At 50.6% G+C, this 21700-nt stretch carries 17 protein-coding genes and 2 tRNA genes; 2 read left to right on the top strand and 17 right to left on the bottom strand.

The features are described from left to right. Positions 1 to 142: 142 nt before the first annotated feature. A complete protein-coding gene (locus tag A3849_RS15455; RefSeq protein WP_074112224.1) occupies positions 143 to 679 on the bottom strand; it encodes a TetR/AcrR family transcriptional regulator in 537 nt (178 codons plus the stop codon). Between the two features lie 275 nt (positions 680 to 954). Between A3849_RS15455 and A3849_RS15460 the strand changes: the two genes are divergently transcribed. Further along, positions 955 to 1746 (top strand): SDR family NAD(P)-dependent oxidoreductase, encoded by a 792-nt coding sequence (locus tag A3849_RS15460; RefSeq protein ID WP_074112225.1) that lies wholly within the window; start codon positions 955 to 957, stop codon positions 1744 to 1746. A 368-nt stretch (positions 1747 to 2114) separates the two neighbouring features. On the opposite strand, the gene A3849_RS15465 is transcribed toward A3849_RS15460, so the two are convergent. From A3849_RS15465 to lspA, 14 genes are all read right to left on the bottom strand, one after another. After that, positions 2115 to 2188 (bottom strand) — tRNA-Ile (locus A3849_RS15465). A gap of 46 nt (positions 2189 to 2234) precedes the next feature. Beyond that, positions 2235 to 2311: transfer RNA gene (locus tag A3849_RS15470), tRNA-Met, on the bottom strand. Between the two features lie 83 nt (positions 2312 to 2394). Next, positions 2395 to 2559 carry a hypothetical protein gene (locus A3849_RS32930; RefSeq protein WP_019909365.1) on the bottom strand — a complete coding sequence of 55 codons (165 nt, stop codon included), beginning with the start codon at positions 2557 to 2559 and terminating at the stop codon, positions 2395 to 2397. A 119-nt stretch (positions 2560 to 2678) separates the two neighbouring features. Further along, a complete protein-coding gene (locus A3849_RS15475) occupies positions 2679 to 4175 on the bottom strand; it encodes an ABC transporter substrate-binding protein (protein ID WP_074112226.1) in 1497 nt (498 codons plus the stop codon). A 298-nt stretch (positions 4176 to 4473) separates the two neighbouring features. Further along, a complete protein-coding gene (gene pyrE, locus A3849_RS15480; protein ID WP_074112227.1) occupies positions 4474 to 5115 on the bottom strand; it encodes an orotate phosphoribosyltransferase in 642 nt (213 codons plus the stop codon). Beyond that, the gene (pyrF, locus tag A3849_RS15485) at positions 5112 to 5882 is read right to left on the bottom strand and encodes an orotidine-5'-phosphate decarboxylase (RefSeq protein ID WP_074112283.1); all 771 of its coding nucleotides are present in this window, start codon (positions 5880 to 5882) and stop codon (positions 5112 to 5114) included. Before pyrF ends, pyrE begins: the two co-directional genes overlap by 4 nt. Before the next feature lie 181 nt (positions 5883 to 6063). After that, entirely contained in the window at positions 6064 to 9285 is a 3222-nt protein-coding gene (carB, locus tag A3849_RS15490; RefSeq protein WP_074112228.1) for a carbamoyl-phosphate synthase large subunit, read from the bottom strand. 1 nt (position 9286) lies between these two features. Next, the gene (carA, locus tag A3849_RS15495) at positions 9287 to 10465 is read right to left on the bottom strand and encodes a glutamine-hydrolyzing carbamoyl-phosphate synthase small subunit (RefSeq protein WP_074112229.1); all 1179 of its coding nucleotides are present in this window, start codon (positions 10463 to 10465) and stop codon (positions 9287 to 9289) included. A 136-nt stretch (positions 10466 to 10601) separates the two neighbouring features. Next, complete coding sequence (locus A3849_RS15500) at positions 10602 to 11882, bottom strand: dihydroorotase (protein ID WP_074112230.1); 1281 nt, start codon at positions 11880 to 11882, stop codon at positions 10602 to 10604. Between the two features lie 103 nt (positions 11883 to 11985). After that, a complete protein-coding gene (locus A3849_RS15505; protein WP_074112231.1) occupies positions 11986 to 12894 on the bottom strand; it encodes an aspartate carbamoyltransferase catalytic subunit in 909 nt (302 codons plus the stop codon). A gap of 2 nt (positions 12895 to 12896) precedes the next feature. Beyond that, positions 12897 to 13478, bottom strand: coding sequence for a bifunctional pyr operon transcriptional regulator/uracil phosphoribosyltransferase PyrR (gene pyrR / locus A3849_RS15510; protein ID WP_074112284.1), 582 nt, complete (start codon positions 13476 to 13478; stop codon positions 12897 to 12899). A gap of 539 nt (positions 13479 to 14017) precedes the next feature. Continuing rightward, positions 14018 to 15271: an LL-diaminopimelate aminotransferase gene (locus A3849_RS15515; protein ID WP_074085633.1), complete on the bottom strand. Its 1254-nt coding sequence runs from the start codon at positions 15269 to 15271 to the stop codon at positions 14018 to 14020. A gap of 147 nt (positions 15272 to 15418) precedes the next feature. After that, the gene (locus A3849_RS15520) at positions 15419 to 16393 is read right to left on the bottom strand and encodes an RluA family pseudouridine synthase (protein ID WP_074112232.1); all 975 of its coding nucleotides are present in this window, start codon (positions 16391 to 16393) and stop codon (positions 15419 to 15421) included. Continuing rightward, the gene (gene lspA, locus A3849_RS15525; protein WP_074085635.1) at positions 16386 to 16889 is read right to left on the bottom strand and encodes a signal peptidase II; all 504 of its coding nucleotides are present in this window, start codon (positions 16887 to 16889) and stop codon (positions 16386 to 16388) included. Before lspA ends, A3849_RS15520 begins: the two co-directional genes overlap by 8 nt. 243 nt (positions 16890 to 17132) lie before the next feature. On the opposite strand from lspA, the gene A3849_RS15530 reads away from it, so the two are divergent. After that, entirely contained in the window at positions 17133 to 17861 is a 729-nt protein-coding gene (locus A3849_RS15530) for a TraR/DksA C4-type zinc finger protein (RefSeq protein ID WP_074112233.1), read from the top strand. A gap of 142 nt (positions 17862 to 18003) precedes the next feature. Here the strand turns inward: A3849_RS15530 and A3849_RS15535 are convergent, their stop codons facing one another. Both A3849_RS15535 and ileS read right to left on the bottom strand, forming a co-directional pair. Continuing rightward, positions 18004 to 18417 (bottom strand): DUF5665 domain-containing protein, encoded by a 414-nt coding sequence (locus A3849_RS15535; protein WP_256700791.1) that lies wholly within the window; start codon positions 18415 to 18417, stop codon positions 18004 to 18006. A gap of 163 nt (positions 18418 to 18580) precedes the next feature. Further along, on the bottom strand, positions 18581 to 21673 hold the full coding sequence (ileS, locus tag A3849_RS15540; protein ID WP_074112234.1) for an isoleucine--tRNA ligase: 3093 nt from the start codon (positions 21671 to 21673) through the stop codon (positions 18581 to 18583). Positions 21674 to 21700: the final 27 nt, after the last annotated feature.

Raw genomic sequence — 21700 nt, forward strand, 5'->3', positions numbered from 1 at the left:
GAAGCCGTAAATAACAGCATAGCAGCGATTCTTGAATTAAGGGAGAATCGCTGCTTGCATTTTTGGTATACTACGACTTTGCTTCAACACTATATAGATATAGCAAACTGAAACCATACTGTAAGCCTTCTGCTCTGCTAACCTACACCTTTATGGCTTTCCAACACGCATCCAATGTCTGGCGAATCTGCTCCTCGCCAAAAGGATATTTTCCTCCCAAATATCCTCTGATTGAAGTAGCAACCATACCTTTGATGAGATGACAGCAAAACATTGGATCCATTTCACTGACGATACCCTGCTTCTGACCTTCTTCAATAATGGCAAAAATCTCAACCATCGCAGGATTCATCATATTTCTCACTTCTTCGTAAATATAAGGAGAATCGCTGTACCCTTCCAGAAACATTATTTCTTTGGGAAAGCTCAGCCCGTAATCTACCATGCTTTTCAGAATGCCCCTGCTTCGTTCAAAAACAGTAAGATTAGGATCATAGCCGGTCATGATCACCTTTCCCATGTGGAAGAATACATTTTTATAAAGCTCACTAACCAGCTCTTCTTTATTATTAAAATAATTATAGAAGGTACTGGAGCCGACATTCGCTCGTTTGAAGATTTTTGGAAAAGTTACGGACTGTATGCCCTCTTCAATAATCAAGTCCAGCGTTGCAACCATAATATCCTCTCGCTTACCCGTGTTTACCCCTTCCTTTCAGGAATTTATTTTCCATTTAATCATAGACTCGGAACGTGATAGTGTCAAACTCGGAAATTTAATTCTAATATTGAAGTCTTTTTATTATAGTTTTAATAGTTTTTTAGGTGTAAACACGAATTAAGGAAATTTTATTCTATGTAATTGACTTCGAAGTTCTCGTTTGTTATATTATCCGTAGAAAATATTTTCTAATTTTGATTCATAAGCTTCTTACAAATCAGGAGGTCATATCAATGGTCAATTATAAGGGCAAAGTCGCATTGGTTACAGGAGCTTCATCCGGAATAGGAGAGGCATACGCAAGAGAGCTTGCCGCAAGAGGCAGTCATGTCATCGTTGTTGCACGCTCCAAGGATAAACTGGAGGTTCTCGCAAAGGATTTGAAAGCTGTACATGGAGTAAACACCTATGCACTGGCTAGCGATCTTTCTAAGCCAGGGGCTGCTGGAGAGCTGGCAGAACAAGTTAAGGCTCTTGGCCTGAAGGTGAACATTCTGATTAACAATGCAGGGTTCGGCACGCACGGCCGGTTTGAAGAAACCCCCATGGATCGTTACCGGGAAATGGTTGATCTGAATATCACATCACTCATGGATATGACCGCTCAGTTTTTACCCTACATGCAGCAGCAGAAGGATGGCATCATTGTTAATGTTTCTTCGTTTTTGGCTTTTTATCCATTCCCTTATATGGGGGCTTACGCCGCTACCAAAGCGTTTGTGTTATCCTTCTCGGAATCGCTCTGGGCTGAGAACCGGCACTTGGGAATTCGTGTTCTGGCACTGTGTCCGGGAGCGACCAAAACTGGCTTTTTCGATGTGGTTGGTACTACGGATTTGCCCGGAGGCGTTACCGGTACTCCTCAGTCCGTTGTCAGAACCGCCTTTCGTGGAGTTGAGAAGAACCGCACCTATGTGGTAGACGGTACCGGTAATTACTGGCTCTCCAACAGCAGCCGCTTTGTCACACGTAAATTTATGGCCGCCCTCTCTGAGCGCTTAGCTCGCCCTTCATCGAAGAACTAAAGCCGGTACTTTTGAAGTTTTTTTACTGATCGTTCTAGAAATGATTACACTTGCTGTTTGAATATGATAAGATCTGCATGGAAAATGAAACGGGGGCTGTCCAAAAGCCATGAAATGGCTGCTTAGGATAGTCCTCTGTTTTTTAAGTAGGATCAGCCTTCTCCCGATCATGCAGGAAGAAGCCGTTGACAGAATTGAAATTGAACTCAATAAATTCGCAGAAAAACAGCTTGAACCTGTGGAAAAAAAACTCCGTTAGCAAATCCGTTAGCAAGCTCAAAAACATGGCCTTTCCCCATTCTCTCCGGTTCACTTCAGCGAGTCTATAAACAGCAAAAACCCCTTGCTAGGCAAGGGGTTTTGAGAAGTGGGCCCTACAGGACTCGAACCTGTGACCAATCGGTTATGAGCCGACCGCTCTAACCAACTGAGCTAAGGGCCCGGATCTAGGATTCCGTATATACAATGGCTGTCTGAGAAAATAAAATTGGTTGCGGGGGCAGGATTTGAACCTGCGGCCTTCGGGTTATGAGCCCGACGAGCTACCGGGCTGCTCCACCCCGCGTCAGTAATCATATTCAAACAGCGACAATAGATAATATACATCATATCCGGGTCAAAAGTCAAGGATGATTTTGGTTAATGAGCTCAAGGAAGAAAACGAACCCCATAACGGCCCTTGCGTGAACGGTAGATCTCCACAAAACGCGGGTCATGATAACCATAAATCCAACCGTCCTGTTCCAGCCTTTTGGCCAGACATCCGGCTTGAAATCTTGTCCTGAACAGCTTCGCGAAGTATATCCAATTCATGATGCCTTCTTCTCCTTCTCCGCAAAATTAAGGTCTCTCTGTTTCTAAAGATATCATGCCCATTTCCCAAAAAATAAGCCGCCGGTTTCCGGCGGCGGTTACGTAATTTTTGGATATGTTTATTTTTTCGTTACACTTTTATCAGGCCAGCCATTCTGAAGATCAAAATATTGATCAGGGTCTTTCTGCAGTGCCTTCAGCATGAAATTACCCTGTTTCTCCCAAGCTTGAAGCGCACTCGCAACCGTTCGTTTGCCTTGATACACCTCAGTGAATAGTATCTGCCCGGCATCGTTGATCTGGGTTATTCCTGGAAGACGCGCCTTCAGACTGTCCATGACCGGGTCACTCGCCGGTAGAGGCTTCTGGATGTAGAATGGGGTAAGATCCAGCGCCTTTTCCGGGAATCCATTATAATCTTTGCGTGCGGTTAGCTCGTAACGGTTATGGGCTTTGATTTTGGCAACCTCATTGCTGTTGACGAATTGGATCAGATCCCAGGCATCCTCTTTATTCTGTGCGAGGCTATTGATTGCCATCAAGCTGCCAAGTGTGGTTCCCATCGCTACCCCTGGCTTTTCTGCAAAAGTAGGTACTGAAACGATGCCCCAGTCTACAGGCTTGAAATTTTTAATAAGGGATGCATTCCTGTTGGCTACCATAAGTTCGTTGATATAATTGTATTCCCCAACTGCCATGGCAGTTTTGCCTGTCAGAAACAGGTCACCAGCTAAAGGAACAGCCTCTTCCAAGTAATTAATCACATTCGCCCCAGGAATGATCTGCTTCTTTATCAGACTGCTGTAGTCGGTCCAAGCTTTGCTCCAGGCAGGTGTGTTCACGGTCATTTTTCCGCCTTTATTATCGTACATCGCGAGCTGCAGCGGAGAAAGGTAATTCTGCATATCCCAGAAGGGATCGCTTAAATAACGGTTAAAGGCCAACCCGTAGACACGATCTTTGTCCTGTTTGGACACTTTGGTAACCTTTGCCGCGAGTGAGATCAGTTTCTCCCAGGTCATCCCGTTCTCAGGGTAGGCTACTCCGGCAGCATCGAATATCTTTTTGTTGTAAAAAAGTGCACTTGAAGAAAAAGTAGGCGCCAACGCATACAGTTCCCCTTTGCCGAGCTCCCGTATGCCGTCCAGAACAGTGGGGGCCATATTGTTGAGGTCGTAATGGTCACGATCAATCAGCGGCTGCAGCGGGTCCACCAGATTGTAGTCAGCCAGTCTCTTAAGCAGCGTATTATCGCCGATAACCACATCCACCGGCTTAGCACCGCCCATGATAGCCCGCATATCGTCCAGATTATCCGGACTTGTCATAGGATTTGAGGTGCTGAAGCGGAGCTTCTCTGTATCAACGGCCGGGACAATCTCCAGCTTCACTTCAGGATGCGTCAGTTCATAGAGATCGGTAAACTGCTGGCGGAAATAATTGTCGTCCCCCCCGCTCCATAAGTTTCCGATACGCAGCACCCGCTGCCCTTCAGAGGCCTTAGAACCATCGGCGGCGGCAATTCCTCCTCCAGATGTCAGCGGCAGCGCCAGTGCCGTACAGATGCCAAGTAACAGCGAGCGTTTGGCTGCCATACTGATTCCCTTACTATTCATGTGTAAATCCCCTCCTGGGCGAAATTCGTTCTCTCCCTTAACGGAAGTGAACCTTTCCTATAATTAGCATTATATAGAGTTACGCGGGCGGGAAAGTTACAGGCAGTTTAAAGATGCACTACGATTTCTTCATCGGATGTAAAAAGAAACGGCTTCGCCGTCCTCTGAAAGAGGCGGCATTCGTTTCTCCAAAAATATAAGGATAATTTATAGCGTGAAACATATAAATTCTTATATTTCCAAAAAAATCCCCACCGTCAGGTGAGGACTTGAAGAGAGCTCTTTATAATTTCAGATCTCACACGCCAAAAGACGCGGGATCCTTGCGCCACGATTGCAGCAGCTTCACATCCGTATCGGCAATGGTTCCCTGTGCCAGGGCCACATCAATGAGGGTAGTGTAGTTGGACAGGGTCTGCAGTGGCACCCCCGCTGCGGCGAATGCTTCGGTAGCACGATCCAGCTCATAGCTAAAAATGGCCAGTACAACCAACGGAATGCCTCCCGCTTCCTGAACGGCTTGAGCGGCCTTGATGGAGCTTCCGCCGGTGGAGATCAGGTCCTCAATCACGATGACCTTTTGCCCCGGGGTGATCAGGCCTTCAATCTGGTTCTGCTTACCATGTCCTTTAGCCTTGTCACGAATGTAAGCCATCGGCAGGTTGAGCTTGTCTGCTACCCAGGCAGCATGCGGAATGCCAGCAGTAGCCGTACCTGCAATCACTTCAGCATCTGGATAAGTTGTGGCAATCGTCTCTACAAAGGCATCGGCGATGTAGCCCCGGACTTCAGGGAAAGACAGCGTCAGACGATTGTCACAATAGATGGGTGATTTAATCCCGGAGGTCCAGGTAAAAGGGTCCTGCGGACGCAGCGCCACCGCGCCGATCTTCAGCAGGTAACGGGCAACTTGTTCACTTTTATTCAATAATGGGCTCATGCTTGGCTCATCTCCTCAATAATGTTAAGTGCGGCCTGACGCGGGTCTGCCGAAGCCGTAATCGGGCGTCCGACTACCAGGAAGTGGCTTCCCTGAAGGATGGCTTGCCCAGGTGTCATCACACGGGACTGGTCATCCATGGATGACCCTGCAGGACGAATTCCCGGCGTTACTGTGCGGAACTCCGGTCCGCAGGCAGCGGAGATTACCGCTGCTTCCTGCGGTGAGGCCACCACGCCGTGCAAGCCTGCTTCTGCTGCAAGCTTGGCATAGCGCACAACGGTATCGGTTACCGCACCCGCGATGCCAATCTCAGTGTTCATGATCTCCTGGCTGGTGCTCGTAAGCTGTGTTACTGCAATGATAAGCGGAATACGCAGCGATGGATGCAGGCTGGCCGCCTTCGCCGCGCCTTCCAGCGCAGCAGCCATCATTGCCGTCCCCCCGGCTGCATGCACATTGAACATATCCACCCCCAGCATGGTCAGGCTCTCTGCTCCGCCACGGACCGTATTCGGGATATCATGCATTTTGACATCAAGGAATACGGAATAGCCGTGTGCCTTCAGCTCTCTGATGAAGTCCGGGCCCGCCGCATAAAACAACTGCATGCCAACCTTCATATAACATGGAATACCTTCCAGCTTCCCGATCAAACACTTCGCTTGCGCCACATCCGGATAATCGAGGGCAACCATGAGGCGGCCCGCCATTTCCTCCCGCTTCTCCACTTGTCCGATATTCTCATGCCCGTGCGGTGTAACCATCCGTTCCAATTGTCGATCCTCTCCCTTAGTCATCGTGTATCGCTCCTTGCCCTTGAGCTATTTAACCTCAGCAGCAGCCTCCACTTTACTAGGATTTATCCCCGGGCGCAGCGGAACGGTCTGCGCTAACGCAAACCGTCCCTGTGGCCCGCCCCGAAAGGCTGCCTTGTTCATTCATAGATTATTGTCCGACAAAAGCAGGCATCGACTGCGATGAGAAGTTGATCGTCTCGAGCATTCTCAGGAGCGCCGTTACCGTATCGAGCGATGTCATACATACAACACCGTTCTCTACCGCTTCACGGCGGATGCGGAAGCCGTCGCGCTCCGGCGTTTTGCCCTTGGTCAGGGTATTGAAGACGAAGTTGGCTTGACCGCCGCGGATCAGATCGAGGATGGTCGGCTCTCCTTCATCCAGCTTGTTGACATTCATCACGTTCAGGCCCGCTTGTTCAAGCGCAAGCGCTGTGCCGCCCGTGGCAATGATTTTGTAGCCCATGGCGTGGAAGCCCTTCATCAATTCCACCGCTTCTGCCTTGTCTTTGTCCGCTACCGTAACAATGATGGCTCCGGTTGCCGGTATCTTCATGCCCGCTCCGATCAGCCCTTTATAAAGAGCTTTGGCGTACAGCTTATCGCGGCCCATAACTTCACCGGTCGATTTCATTTCCGGTCCGAGCGTAGGCTCTACTCTGCGCAGCTTGGCAAAAGAGAACACGGGGACTTTTACCGATACATAGTCACTCTCCGGCCACAGGCCTTCTGTATAACCATCCTCTTTCAGCTTGCCGCCGAGGATGATTTTGGTAGCCAGATGGGCCATCGGAATGCCGGTCACCTTGCTGAGGAAAGGAACCGTACGCGAGGAGCGCGGGTTAACCTCAATGACATACACTTCATTTTGATAGATCACGAACTGGATGTTTACCAGCCCGATGGTCTTCAGCTCTTTGGCGATCTTGATGGTAATCTCCGCAATCTTCTGCTTCAGGCCTTCATCCAGATACTGTGGCGGATAGACGGCGATGGAGTCGCCGGAGTGCACGCCTGCACGCTCTACGTGCTCCATAATTCCCGGAATTACTACTGTCTCACCGTCGCAGATGGCATCTACCTCAACCTCTTTGCCAAGCATATAACGGTCGATCAGCACCGGATGCTCCGGGTTGACCTTCACCGCTTCAACCATATAGCTCAGCAGCTCTGTATCGTTGTAGACAATCTCCATTGCACGGCCGCCCAGCACATAGGAAGGACGAACCAGGACCGGATAACCGAGCGATTGGGCAGTTTCGACAGCCTCATCAATGTTGATAACGGTCTTGCCCTTCGGTTGGGCAATATCCAGACGCGCCAGCAGTGCTTCGAATTTCTTGCGGTTCTCGGCTTCATCGATGCTCGCAAGGCTGGTGCCCAGAATATTCACACCCGCCGCAGCCAGCGGTGCTGCCAGGTTGATCGCTGTCTGTCCACCGAATTGGACAATAACGCCGATTGGATTTTCCTGTGCAATCACGTTCATGACATCCTCAAAGAACAACGGTTCAAAATACAGCCGGTCCGAGGTATTAAAATCCGTAGATACCGTTTCTGGATTGTTATTGATAATAACAGCTTCATAGCCGGCTTTTTGAATCGCCCATACCGCGTGCACTGTAGAGTAATCGAATTCGATACCCTGGCCGATCCGGATAGGGCCGGAGCCAAGCACTATGACCTTCTGTTTATCGGAATGAATAACCTCATTTTCTGTTTCGTAAGTCGAGTAGTAATATGGCGTTGAGGCTTCAAATTCGGCGGCGCAGGTATCGACCATTTTGAATACCGGAACCAGTCCTTGCTGAATACGCATCACGCGGACTTCGGACTCTGTGGTCTGTTCAAGACCGGAACGTCCTTCCGCCCGGATCTCAGCAATGGCCCGGTCCGTGAAGCCTTTACGCTTGGCCTGATACAGTGTTTCCTGCGACAGTGTTTCTTCGCTGCGGATCTCATCTTCAAAGTTCACGAGACCCTCTATCTTGGAGAGGAACCACCAGTCCACATTGGTGATGTCCTGAATCTCCTGCAAACCATAGCCGCGGCGGAAGGCCTCAGCGATCAGGAACAGTCGCTCATCATCCGGTTTGGCGAGCCTTGTGCGAAGCACGCTGTCCTCCAGTAGCTCAGCGCCCGGCAGGCGGAAACGGTGAACGCCGATTTCCAGGGAACGGATTGCTTTGTGAATCGACTCTTCAAAGGTGCGGCCGATCGCCATCACCTCGCCGGTTGCCTTCATCTGTGTACCCAGTTTGCGGTTGGCATAGATGAACTTATCAAACGGCCAGCGTGGAATTTTGCTCACGATATAGTCCAGTGTAGGCTCGAAGCAGGCATAGGTCTGACCGGTAACCGGATTGACGATTTCATCGAGCGTGTAGCCCAGGGCGATTTTGGCTGCCATTTTGGCAATCGGATAACCGGTCGCTTTCGACGCCAGCGCCGAGGAACGGCTGACACGCGGGTTCACTTCAATCACGTAATACTGGTAGCTCTGCGGATCGAGTGCGAACTGCACGTTGCAGCCGCCTTCGATGTTCAGCGCACGGATGATCTTCAGCGAAGCGCTGCGCAGCATCTGGTACTCACGGTCGGACAAGGTCTGGCTTGGCGCTACGACGATACTGTCACCTGTATGCACGCCAACCGGATCAAAGTTCTCCATGTTGCACACCACGATACAGTTGTCATTCGCGTCACGCATCACCTCATATTCTACTTCTTTCATGCCGGCGATGCTCTTCTCCACCAGGCATTGACCGATCGGGCTATAGCGGATCCCTGCCTTTACGGTCTCGCGCAGTTCTTCTTCGTTGTCACAAATCCCGCCGCCAGTTCCTCCCAGCGTATAAGCTGGACGAACAATCAACGGATAGCCGATGCCGGCTGCGAAGTCCATGGCTTCTTCCACAGTGGTAATAATGGAGCTTTCCGGTACCGGCTGCTCCAGCTCGCGCATCAGTTCACGGAACAAGTCGCGGTCTTCCGCCTTCTCGATGGATTCTAGCTGTGTACCCAGCAGCTTCACGTTCTCCGTTTTTAGCACGCCAGCGCGTGCCAGTTCTACAGCCATATTCAGCCCGGTCTGGCCGCCCAGCGTAGGCAGGAGTCCGTCCGGACGCTCCTGGCGGATAATTGCAGTAACGAATTCAAGGGTAATCGGCTCGATATAGACCTTGTCAGCCATATTGGTATCTGTCATGATCGTGGCCGGGTTGCTGTTGATTAGAACAACCTCAACGCCTTCTTCTTTGAGGGCCTGACAGGCTTGGGTTCCGGCATAGTCGAACTCGGCGGCCTGGCCGATGACGATCGGGCCGGAGCCGATCACGAGAATTTTTTTAAGCTTATCGTTCTTTGGCATGTTATAGAGCTCCTTTCACGGCTTCAAGCTGCGGTGTAATGTTCGGTGCCGTGATTCTGGCATTGGCTGCAAGCTGCGCCTGGCGCGAGCCTACCGGTCTTTGTGCCTTGTGATCGGCAATCATCTGGAGGAAACGGTCGAACAAATAGCTGCTGTCATGCGGTCCCGGCGCCGCTTCCGGATGATACTGCACCGAAAAAGCGGGGTAGCGGGTATGTTTGACTCCCTCGACGGTCTTATCATTATTGTTAATATGAGTCACTTCAAGCTCGGTTTTCAGCACAGATTCCTCATTTACCGTGTAGCCATGGTTCTGGGAGGTGATGAAACAGCGTCCGCTTTCGAGCTCTTTGACTGGATGGTTACCGCCGCGGTGGCCGAATTTAAGCTTCTCTGTATCCGCGCCGCAAGCCAGTGCGAACAATTGATGCCCCAGGCAGATTCCGAAGATTGGATATTCACCGAGCAGTTCGGAGATCGTCTGGACTGCGTAAGGCACATCTTTGGGGTCGCCAGGTCCGTTGGACAGCTGAATCCCGTCCGGATTCAATCTGCGGATCTCATCGGCAGTCACATCATGCGGTACTACAACCACATCACAGCCGCGGCTGTTCAGTTCGCGCAGAATACCGGTCTTCGCACCATAGTCAACAAGCACGATCCGCTCCTTGTTGCCAGGGCTGCTGTAGGTCTTAGTGGTAGAAGTGCGTGCCACCTGGTTACGCAGTTCTTCAATAGTGGTGTCGCCCATCATTTCCATCAGCTCTTCCACGCGCTTATTAGAGGTGGTGAGAATTGCTTTCATGGTGCCGTAGTGGCGGATAATGCGGGTGAGCATCCGTGTATCGATTTCGCTGATTCCCGGAATGTCATATTCCTTCAGCAAGTCGTCTACACTATACTCAGCGCGCCAGTTGCTGGGAACTGTCTCATGGCGGCGCACAACAAAGCCGTGTACGAATGGACGCACAGATTCAAAATCATCGCGGGTAATGCCGTAGTTTCCGATCAGCGGATAAGTCATAGTCACGATCTGGCCGCAGTAGGAAGGGTCTGACAGCACCTCCTGATAACCTGTAATCCCTGTGTTAAAAACAACCTCGCCCGTCTTTTCACCTTCCGCACCAAATGCGGTACCTGTGAACAGCGTTCCGTCCTGAAGCAGCAATCTCGCCTGCATTTCCTTCCACTCCTTCTTGTTTCTGTAGTCTGGTTCTTATATCTTGCTTGGATTTCCGGAGCAAGCGCGCGAAAATGCCGCCGTATGTTAAATCCTGCCCCATACAGCCGGCAGCTTCGCTCTACCAGTCCGTCCGTTATTCTTCAGTCCATACGGCTGCGCCGTTTACCCATGTCTTAACCGGCCAGCCTTTAAGCTTCCATCCGGCAAAAGGAGTATTGCGACCTTTGCTGGCAAACGAAGCGGGGTTCACTTCTTTTTCTTCCGTAAGATCAATCAGTGTCAAATCTGCCGGGAAACCCACCGTCAGGCTGCCTGTATTCAGCCGGAATACCCGGGCCGGATCAGCCGTCATACGCTGTACCAGAAGCGACAGGTCCCATTTGCCGGTGGCTACAAAAGCCGTATAGAGCAGCGGGAACGCTGTCTCAAACCCGACGATGCCAAAAGGCGCAAGCTGCATGCCTTTAGCCTTTTCTTCTTCGCTGTGCGGCGCATGGTCGGTGACGATGATATCCAGCGTACCGTCCAGCAGACCGGCGATGCAGGCTTCCACATCACGGCGGGAGCGCAGCGGCGGGTTCATTTTCCAATTGGCATCCATGCCCGGAATATCTTCTTCTGAGAGCAGCAGATGATGCGGACATACCTCTGCAGTTACCTTAATGCCAATTTCTTTGGCCTGGCGGATGAGCCGGACAGATTGTTCTGTACTGACATGGCAGACATGATAGTGTACTCCTGTTGCTTCAGCGAGCAGGATATCACGTCCGACGTGAATGGCCTCCGATTCATTCGGAATTCCTTTTAAACCGTGCTTATCGGCAAAAGTGCCCTCAGCTACCGCACAGCCTTCCACCAGCGAATTATCCTCACAGTGGGCAATAACTGGCATATCCAGCCCTGCCGCGATTTTCATAGCATCCTTCATCATCTGGGCGTTCTGAACGCCTACACCGTCATCCGTGAACCCAATCGCTCCAGCCTCTTTCAAGGCGGAAAAATCAGTCAGTTCGCGCCCAAGCTCATTTTTCGTAATCGCTGCATAAGGAAGCACCTTCACCAGTCCGGCTTCATCCGCTTTATCCTTCACGAGCTTCACAACTTCAGGACTATCCGTTACAGGCCGGGTATTCGGCATGCATGCAATAGTGGTAAAACCGCCTTTGGCGGCCGAACGTGCCCCCGACTCAATAGTTTCCTTATGCTCAAAACCCGGCTCCCGCAGATGCACATGCATATCGATCAGCCCTGGAATCAGCAGCTTGCCTTCCGCTTCAATGATTTCCCCGGCTTCGTCCACGGCCTCGTCGCCGTTCTTGATCGCTAAGATGATTCCATCCTGTACTACGATATGTTTGCGCTCTAGCACGCCTTCCTCATTCAGTACACTGGCGTTCTTGATGATCACGGTTATGATTCTCCTTCTACCCGCAGGCGATCGGCCTCGAGCTCTGTGATTATTATATAATAAAAATTCATCTTTGTGTATATTTATTAACGAGATTATGTTAGGTTTTTTAGAGCATTGCTCTTTCCATCACTGCCATGCGTACAGGCACACCATTAGCCATCTGGGGGAAAATACGCGACTTGTCGCTCTCCACGACGGCATCGTCAATTTCGACGTTCCGGTTCACCGGTGCAGGGTGCATGATGATGGTACTCTTGTCCAGCTTCGCGGCGCGCTCTTCCGTAAGTCCGAACTGTTTCCGGTATTCCTCCGCCGATAGCAGGATACCTGAAGCATGGCGTTCCAGCTGTACACGCAGCATCATGACCACATCTGCTTTCAGTGCTTCTTCCATGGTTACATAAGGCGCGAACTCCGCAAGCTCAGGAGCCTTCATGTTATCCGGTGCACAGAACTGCACCTTGGCGCCCATCTTCGTTAGTCCCCAGAGGTTCGAGCGGGCCACCCGGCTATGCATAATATCCCCGATAATTGAAACTTTAAGGCCCTTTAACTCTCCAAAATTCTTGCTCATGGTGTACATATCCAGCAGTGCCTGTGTCGGATGCTCGTTATTGCCATCCCCCGCATTGATCAGCGGGACTGACACCTTTTCTGCCAGCTGCTGCAGTACCCCTGCGGGCTTCAAGCGCACAACTCCTGCATCAATCCCCATCGACTCCAGCGTGCGTACGGTGTCATAGATGGATTCGCCTTTTTCAACACTGGAAGCCGCAGCCGTGAAGTTGAGCACCTGAACGCCCAGGCGCTTCTCAGCCATTTCGAAGGAAAACCGGGTCCGCGTGCTGTTCTCAAAAAACATGTTGGCTACAAAATGTGACCTTAGCACCGGTGTCAGCTTCTCTGCTTGATTATCCCAGTAGGCTGTTCTGTTCAAAAGCTGCATAATTTCTGTCCGGTCCAGCTCCTTAATCCCCAGCAAACTGCGTTCCTTCACCTTGGTTGCGGTCATCATTGTTATCGTTCCTCCCGGTTAGAAATAATGTAAACCTCATCCTTACCATCGAACTCGGTCAGAGCCACTTCGATCTGCTCATGTTTGGAGGTAGGTACGTTTTTGCCGATATAGTCCGGCCGGATCGGAAGCTCACGGTGTCCCCGGTCTGCAAGCACTGCCAGTTGGATCATCCGGGGCCGTCCGCAATCCATCAGTGCATCCATGGCAGCACGTATTGTACGGCCTGTGTACAGGACATCGTCGAACAAAATCACTTTCTTGTCATGGATGCTGCTGGACCCGGCTGGAAAAGTCAGATTGCTGTTCACCACCGTACGGTCCATGGCTTCGCGGTTGTCTCCGCCGCTCTCGCGGTCATCACGGTAATGCGTGATGTCCAGCTCGCCGTAAGGAATCTCGATCCCTTCAATCTCCTTAATGCGCTCCGCAATCCGCTGTGCCAGAAACACTCCGCGGGTACGGATTCCCACCAGCAGGCAATTCTCAATACCTTTGTTCTTCTCCAAAATCTCATGGGCAATGCGTGATAGCGCCCGGCGAATTGCCGTTTCGTCCATAATCACATTTTTCTCAGTAACCATCATCCCTGCCATCCTCCTGCTTGATCGCCTGTTCAAGTTCCGCGGATAACAAAAAACTCCTTGCCCGAAGCAGGCAAGGAGTGAAATCCGCAGATTCAAAAAGATGGCGTGTCCGCGCGTATATAAAGACCCTCCGTATATATACGGATTCCTCTTTACATGTCGCGAACCTCGATTCACGTTACCTTGCCAGCCTCACGGGACTGAATTAAAGGCGCATATTCAACTACAGAAATTATGACAGATGTTGCGGCGGGTGTCAAATGGGAGGAGGAATGAATTAAGAAACTCAATTGTCAGGTGTGGGCCGTAACTACGGTGAATGTTGGACTTCCGGTCGCTGTTGTCTGCAGATTTCTTTGATTTATACCGCTCCTCACGGTGGAAATCCGCAGACAAAGGCGAACGCATTCGCTCCTCCAGTTCCAAAATTCTCCTCCGGTACTCTGCACCCTTTACAAGGATTTTTTAGTTCAAGAGAGAAAAAGCAAAAAAAGCCGCCGCAGATTTCTCTACGGCGGCTTACAAAACAATTTCAATTAAAATTCGAATTCAACGTCGCTAAGACGTCTTTGTATTTCGGAAATGACACGTTTCTCTTCTTCTTCACCTTTGGCGATGAAGGTTACAGAGAAGCGCACGAATGGGCCGGCATCATCCCAAGGCACAGTGGAGATCAGTTTCTCGCGGATCAGGAACTGCGAGAAGTCTTCGCCGGATTCAAAACGGCGTCCGCCTTTGATCCCTTTTGGAGCGGCCACATAAAGGAAGAAGGATCCTTTGGGTTTCTCTGCGGAGAAGCCAAGGCTATTCAGCGCGTCTACCAGCATGTTATGGCGGCGGGAATACTTGGCGGCAATCGCCTCAGTAATCTCTGGATGAGCCAGACCATAGGCGGCTGCCTTTTGAATAGCAATGAATTGTCCGGAATCATTGTTGTCCTTCACATCACTGAACGCTTTGACTACCAACGGATTACCGGCTACGAACCCGATTCTCCAGCCTGTCATGTTGTAGGACTTAGACAGGGAGTGAAGCTCTACACCGACATCCTTAGCGCCAGGTACAGACAAGAAGCTGAGTGGCTTCTTACCGTCATAGGTCAAAGCAGAATACGGAGCATCGTGAATTACAACCACATCATATTTCTTTGCCCAGGCTACAACCTCGCTGAAGAATTCAGGAGTCGCACTAGCGCCCGTTGGATTATTAGGATAGTTCAGGTATAACAGCTTCGCCTTGCGGGCAACATCCTCCGGAATGGAGTTCAGGTCCGGCAGGAAATGGTTTTCCTTCTTAAGCTCCACCGTGAATACTTGTCCACCCAGATATTTGGTGTGGGTACCCAGTACCGGATATCCCGGAACCGTCATAATCGTAATGTCACCCGGGTTAATGAAGCAGGACGGCAGCATCGCCAGCGCCGGCTTCGAACCAATGGAGTGGACAACCTCGGTTACAGGATCAATGCCGTCCACACGGAAAACTTCCTTAAGGTAAGCTGCTGCTGCGGCCTTGAACTCAGGAATCCCGTTGTCCGAATACCCGCGGTTTTCTTCTTTGGCTGCTTCTTCAGCGAGTTTAGCGACAATGCCTTCATCCGCCATTTCATCCGGTTCACCGACACCCATATCAATCAGCTCAATATTCGGAAAATCCTGTTTCGCCGATGCTTTAGCGCGTTTGATTTTCTCGAATTTGTAGATGGCTGTATCTTTGCCATAGTTCGCGCCGCCGATACGGTCTGCAAAATTAGTCTGAATGAAGGTCTCCTGATATTGTTCAATACTCATAATTTACGTCTCATCTCCTGGCTAATTTTAAAATAAAAGCATTGGCTCCCTGTAAGGACAGTAAAACCGTGTCTGCTTGTTCCCATGACTTAAATATGACGTAAATCCGCCTTCAAAACCATGGATTTATAATCACTTGATTTGTACTTATCTGCTGCGCAGAGTAAATAGCACTTCTTCCATATCCGCCGGAATCGGCGCACTGTATTCCATATATTCACCCGTAGAAGGATGCACAAATCCCAGAATAGCGGCATGCAAGGCTTGTCCGTTCATGGTTGTTCCTTTGCTGCGTCCATAGATTGGATCTCCGACCAGAGGATGACCGATAAACTTCATATGCACCCGAATCTGATGCGTACGGCCAGTCTCCAGCTGCAGCTCCAGCAGAGTATAATCACCAAAACGCTCCAATACAGTAAAATGAGTCACGGAACGTTTGCTGTTCTTCTCCGTTACAATATAGAGCTTGCGGTCATGCGGATCACGGCCAATGGGGGCATCAACCGTACCCTTGTCATGAGACAGATTTCCGTGCACTACAGCTATGTAGCGGCGGGTTACACTATGCTCCTTAAGCTGGGCTGCGAGCGAGGCGTGACTGGCATCATTTTTGGCAGCCATAATCAGTCCTGAGGTGTCCTTGTCGATACGATGCACAATACCCGGACGAATCTCGCCGTTAATGCCCGACAGATCCTTGCAGTGGTACATCAGCGCATTGACCAGAGTCCCGGAAGGATGACCCACTGCCGGATGGACCACCATTCCGCGCGGTTTGTTCACTACGATAACATCGCTGTCTTCATACGCTATTTCAAGCGGAATATCTTCAGCAATCAGATCTGTAACCTCTGCTTCAGGTACAGTAACCCCAACCACATCACCTTCGGTCAGCTTGTAATTCGCTTTGACCGGGGCACCGTTAACGGTTACATGTCCGCCGCTGATCCACAGCTGCACCTGTGAGCGGGAAACCTCTTCTTCCCAGGACTCCGTAATATATTTATCAATCCGATCCCGGGCATTTGCTCCAGAAACAATCCATTCGGTGACGTCCTTATCTTCTTCGAAGGCGCCGGTTGCCGCCTGCTCATTGACGTCCTTATTCAAATCATTCATTCCCTTCCTTAACTTCCTTGGTTTCCTTCACTTCGGTGATTTCATCTCCGCTCTTCATATCACGCAGAGTATCCAGAATAATCAGCGCCACGCCGACAACAATACACGAGTCGGCTACGTTAAAGATTGGAAAGGTGTAGCTGCCGAAATTGAACATGAGGAAGTCAACAACCTCTCCGTTCAGCAGCCGGTCCAAAAAATTGCCTACGGCTCCGCCAAGCACCAGTGCCAGTGCAGTGGGCAGCAGCTTCCGGGTCGCTCTGGCCTTGTTCAAATACCAGACGATTCCGGCAACCACTATAACGGTAATCAGAAAAAAGAACCATTGCTGTCCCTGAAGAATACCAAAAGCCGCTCCTTGATTGCGGTGGGAGGTAATGATGAAAAAATCCTTGATTACCGGGATCTGCTCCGCGAGCTCCATTCGGGTAGCAATTAAATACTTGGTACCCTGGTCCACCAAAAATACGATTAGCGCTATCAGATAGTACACCACAGAAGTTGTCACTCCGTTCTTATTTTTCCCGCTGAAAGCGGTACGAATACTGTATAAAGACTTGTATATTGTAGCACAGGCCTCAAGAAGCCGTCCATTGCAAGGACATACCCACTCTCTCCAAACCGGGGAGGATTTGCCATCGCTAAAAAACCGGCTCTCCGGTCAACCTATCCAAGAAGCATCCGAAACCGTTTGGAAATGAACGATGCTAAGGAAGCGACACGAAAGGAGCTAACACCCATGAGCCATCTGCCAGCAGAACAGCTCTCAAAGCTGCGGGCTGCGGTCATTCAGCAGCGGGAAGATATCGAGCATAGACTAACAAACAATGCGCACTACGGGCTGCAGGACTCCATGCGTGACATGACGGGAGACCTGACCGAGATCGACAACCACCCGGGCGATGCCGCCACAGAGCTATATCACCGGTCCATGGATATTTCACTGCTGGAGCGTGATGAGCATGAACTTGATGACATTGCTGCCGCCCTGGCTGCTATGGATGAAGGAACATACGGAATCTGCGCAGTCTGCGGTGAAGCAATTCCCCTTGAACGGTTGAATGCCGTACCGCTCACCCGCTTCTGCAAAGAGCATAATCCCCGGCAAAGCTCACCTTTCACAAGACCTGCAGAAGAGGAATTTCTATACCCGCCGTTCGGGCGGACCAGTCTGGATGAACATGAGCAGAACGGATTCGACGGTGAAGATGCCTGGCAGATTGTGGAGAGCTGGGGCAGTTCCAATTCACCCGCCATGGCCGAAGGCAATGATATTTCCTCTTATAATGATATGGAGATTGAAGCGGACGAAACTGAGGGCTTCGTAGAGCCTTGGGAAAACTTTATCGCCACCGACATTGCCGGAAACCATACGATGGTCATTAAGGGATCAAGCTACCGCCATTATATGGACAGTGAAGAAGGAAGCTACCTGCTTGATCCTCAGGCCAAAAAACAAAGGGAGTAGCCCATGGGCTACTCTTTGTACAAAGATAAGAATTTATATGTTTCACGCTATAAATTATCCTTCTCTTTCTCGCTGAAACGGATGCTGTCCTTTTTAAGGACGGCGTAGCCGTTTCTACTTGTATTTTCAGGTATGATCTCCCTTAGAAAGTCTTCAGCTCCAGCTGATGCTGTACGATCCGTACGATATCTGCAATGTAATCACCGATGATCGGCAGATTAAGTGCTCCAAGAACCTGAAGCACGTAAATTATAGTCGCGGCAAAAAAGGTAAAACCCAGCGCGATCCCCAGTCCCCGCGCTGTTCCCGACAATACATTCAGCCAAATCAGACGCCAGGGTGAATTCAGGAGCTGCGTGTACTCGGCAATCCTCGCTTTCTCCATTTGCTGGACCAATCCCGATGTCAGCTTGTAGATGGCATTCAGCTTTTCTTCCTGCGGAATGTCATATGGATTCTCCTTGATGCCGTTCGAACTTCTGCCAGCCCCTGATGTTCTGATGGAGATTCTTCCGGATCTCCCGAACCGGTGCTTGTCCCCTTCCCGTCCCTCCATGGCATTGACTCCTCCCTAGCGGCCTGCAGGGTCCACACAAACGAGCCCGGTCAAAAGAGAGAAGACTCTCCTTAAGTACCGGGCTCGTCATTTTGCTGCTAACCCCTAGAACCTTTTCCTTTGCCGCTAGTATATGCCAGTTGGGGACAGGTCATGCAGGGCTTTAGACTTCGATGTACATTCCGAACGATTTGCCGCCGGCATCTACAGTCTCAAAAAGTTGCTCTCCATCAAAATCAACCGTAGTTACAAGCACATTCTCACGAAGCACATGTTCAAATGCCAAGGCTGCAGCTTTGAGCTCGTCGTCTAACTTGAGTGTCAATGCGATCCGTTTATCGATTGGCAGATCCAGGCGTTTACGGTAATCCTGAACCGCCCGCACAATCTCACGCACCCAGCCTTCCTGTACCAGTTCAGGCGTGATCTCTGTATTCAACGCTACAGTGAGACCGTAGCCGGAAGCTGAGGCAAAGCCAGATTTGGCCTGTTTCTCTACAAGCAGCTCCTCAGAGGTGATCTGCAGTTCTTCCCCTTCCGGAGAGACGATCGCAATGACACCCTCCTGTACCGTTTTGCGGGTAGCTTCACTGTCGAGTGCCTTCAGGAAGCCCTGGAGGAAGCCGACATTTTTACCGTACTTCTTACCTGCTACCTTCAGGTTAAGCTTCAATGTAAAATCAACGAATCCGCTGTCGCTGTGCTCGACCACAATCTCTTTTACGTTGATCTCTTCCTTGATGATGTCTTCATAATCCGCTACATGGAAGCTGCGGTCGATGGAGACAATCAGCTCGGACAACGGCTGACGTGTCTTGATGCCCGACTCATTACGGACATTTCGTGCCAGTTCAACGATTTGTCTTGCACTCTCCATATCCTGCTCCAGTTCAAGATCAATCAGACTCTCATCCGCCACCGGATAGTCAGCCAAATGCACGCTTTCGCCGCCACCCAGGTTCGTAAAGATATCCTCGGACAGCATTGGTGTAAAAGGTGCCATCAGTGTGGCTGTAGTCAGCAGGACATGCGTCAATGTGCGGTAGGCATCAAGCTTCTCTTCACCCAGGCCGCTGCCCCAGAAACGGTCACGGGAACGGCGGATATACCAATTGCTCAGCTCATCCACAAAATTCTCAACAGCCCTGGACGTATTGACAAAATCGTTAATGGCCAGGCCTTTGTCCACTACGAGAATCAGGCTGTTCAAGCGGGAGAGAATCCAGCGGTCCAGCTTATGCTCTGACACTTTGAACGGGTGATCTGCCGGGTCGTAACCGTCAATGCCGGCATACAGCGTAAGGAATGCATGGGTATTGACCAGCGTATCCACAATTTTGGATTTGGTCTCACCCACCAAGCCGCGCGAGAAGCGTTTATTATTCCATGGCGCGCTGTCGGAGAGGATCGCCCAGCGGAATGCGTCCGTTCCGTATTCGTTCATGATTTCCCAAGGATCAATAACGTTGCCTTTGGATTTGGACATTTTTTGACCATTCTCATCGAAGATGTGGCCGTGGGCAATTACTGCCTTGTACGGTGCTTTGCCCTTGAACAATGTCGACACCGCGAGCAAGCTGTAGAACCAGCCGCGTGTCTGGTCAATCCCTTCGCAGATCATGTCTGCCGGATACTGATCCTCGAACTTATCTTCATTCTCAAAAGGATAGTGGCTTTGGGCGAACGGCATCGAGCCGCTGTCAAACCATACGTCGATGACCTCGGGGGTCCGCACCATCTCTCCGCCTTCGCTGAACGGGCTGCGCAGCTTAATGTTGTCTACGTAAGGCTTGTGCAGCTCGATATCTTCAGGCACCTCGCCTATCGCCATCGATCTCAGCTCAGCGATGCTGTGCGGCGCAAATTCCTTGCCTGTATCCTGGCAGACCCAGATATTCAGCGGAGTTCCCCAATAGCGGTTACGGCTAATGTTCCAATCCACCAGTTCCTCCAGGAATTTGCCGAAGCGGCCATCACGCACATGTTCCGGGTACCAATCCACACTGTTGTTGTTCGCGATGAGCTGATCCTTGATTGCAGTCGTTTGGATAAACCAGCTATCTGTTGCATAGTACAACAGCGGAGTATCGCAGCGCCAGCAGAACGGATAGCTGTGCTCGTATTTCTCTTTGCTGTACAGCAGCCCTCTCTCAGAGAGCACCTTCACGATATCCAGATCGCAATCCTTCACAAACCGTCCGGCAAAATCAGAAACCACATCGGTATATTTCCCGGATGTATCCACCACATTCACGAAGCTGATACCATTCTCGCGGCAGCTCTTATAGTCATCTTCCCCATGCGCCGGAGCCATGTGTACGATCCCGGTACCACTGGAATCCGTAACGAAAGATGCGCCTACGATAACATTGTGTTTCTCCGCCTTGATGTATCCGAATGGCGGTGTATAGCTCTGTCCGATGAAATCTGTTCCCTTGTGTGTGGACAGGACCGTGTAATCACCCTTCAGTACTTCATCCGCAAGATTCTTCGCCAGGATATATACGCCGTCTTCCTGCTGGGCGCGGACATATTCCATATCCGGGTTCATCGCCAGCGCCATGTGTGCCGGAAGGGTCCAAGGTGTAGTCGTCCATGCTAATACATAGTCTCCGCTGCCCTCCAGCTTGAACTTGGCCGTTGCACTGAGATCTTTGACTGTCTTGTAGCCCTGTGCCACTTCATGCGAGCTTAGTGTCGTCTGACAGCTTGGGCAATATGGGCTTACACGGTGTCCGCGGTACAGCAGCCCTTTCTCATGAACCGTAGCGAGGATATTCCATACACTTTCAATGTACGTATTGTCCAAGGTTACATAAGGATTGTCGAGATCGGTCCAGTAACCGATGGCTTCCGTGAACTCGCGCCACTGTTTCTCGTATCCGAAGACACTTTCCTTGCACTCCTTGATAAACTTCTCCACACCATATTCTTCAATATCCTGCTTACCAGAGATACCCAGCTTCTTCTGTACGCCAAGTTCTACCGGCAGGCCGTGAGTATCCCAGCCCGCCTTGCGCACCACCCGGTAGCCTTTCATTGTCTGGTAACGGCCGACAAAGTCTTTGATAACCCGGCCCAGCACGTGCCCGATATGCGGCACACCGTTTGCCGTCGGCGGACCTTCATAGAATACATAATTCGGGCGGCCTTCACGGTTCTCCATAGATCTGCGGAACGTATTTTCGTCGCTCCATTTCTTCAAGATACGGACGTCTCTGGCCCGTGCTTTTTCTTTGACATCTACTTTTTGCATGATAGGTCAATCCTTCCGTGGTTTGGT

The sequence above is a fragment of the Paenibacillus sp. P46E genome (assembly GCF_001909095.1).
In the GTDB taxonomy this organism is placed as follows: domain Bacteria; phylum Bacillota; class Bacilli; order Paenibacillales; family Paenibacillaceae; genus Paenibacillus_AQ; species Paenibacillus_AQ helianthi.

Bases quoted from the DNA above. Each gene is read 5' to 3' on its own strand.
- A3849_RS15455 (WP_074112224.1), bottom strand. From the start codon at position 679: ATGGTTGCAACGCTGGACTTGATTATTGAAGAGGGCATACAGTCCGTA.
- A3849_RS15460 (WP_074112225.1), top strand. From the start codon at position 955: ATGGTCAATTATAAGGGCAAAGTCGCATTGGTTACAGGAGCTTCATCC.
- A3849_RS32930 (WP_019909365.1), bottom strand. From the start codon at position 2,559: ATGAATTGGATATACTTCGCGAAGCTGTTCAGGACAAGATTTCAAGCC.
- A3849_RS15475 (WP_074112226.1), bottom strand. From the start codon at position 4,175: ATGAATAGTAAGGGAATCAGTATGGCAGCCAAACGCTCGCTGTTACTT.
- pyrE (WP_074112227.1), bottom strand. From the start codon at position 5,115: ATGAGCCCATTATTGAATAAAAGTGAACAAGTTGCCCGTTACCTGCTG.
- pyrF (WP_074112283.1), bottom strand. From the start codon at position 5,882: ATGGTTACACCGCACGGGCATGAGAATATCGGACAAGTGGAGAAGCGG.
- carB (WP_074112228.1), bottom strand. From the start codon at position 9,285: ATGCCAAAGAACGATAAGCTTAAAAAAATTCTCGTGATCGGCTCCGGC.
- carA (WP_074112229.1), bottom strand. From the start codon at position 10,465: ATGCAGGCGAGATTGCTGCTTCAGGACGGAACGCTGTTCACAGGTACC.
- A3849_RS15505 (WP_074112231.1), bottom strand. From the start codon at position 12,894: ATGATGACCGCAACCAAGGTGAAGGAACGCAGTTTGCTGGGGATTAAG.
- pyrR (WP_074112284.1), bottom strand. From the start codon at position 13,478: ATGGTTACTGAGAAAAATGTGATTATGGACGAAACGGCAATTCGCCGG.
- A3849_RS15515 (WP_074085633.1), bottom strand. From the start codon at position 15,271: ATGAGTATTGAACAATATCAGGAGACCTTCATTCAGACTAATTTTGCA.
- A3849_RS15520 (WP_074112232.1), bottom strand. From the start codon at position 16,393: ATGAATGATTTGAATAAGGACGTCAATGAGCAGGCGGCAACCGGCGCC.
- A3849_RS15530 (WP_074112233.1), top strand. From the start codon at position 17,133: ATGAGCCATCTGCCAGCAGAACAGCTCTCAAAGCTGCGGGCTGCGGTC.
- A3849_RS15535 (WP_256700791.1), bottom strand. From the start codon at position 18,417: ATGGAGGGACGGGAAGGGGACAAGCACCGGTTCGGGAGATCCGGAAGA.
- ileS (WP_074112234.1), bottom strand. From the start codon at position 21,673: ATGCAAAAAGTAGATGTCAAAGAAAAAGCACGGGCCAGAGACGTCCGT.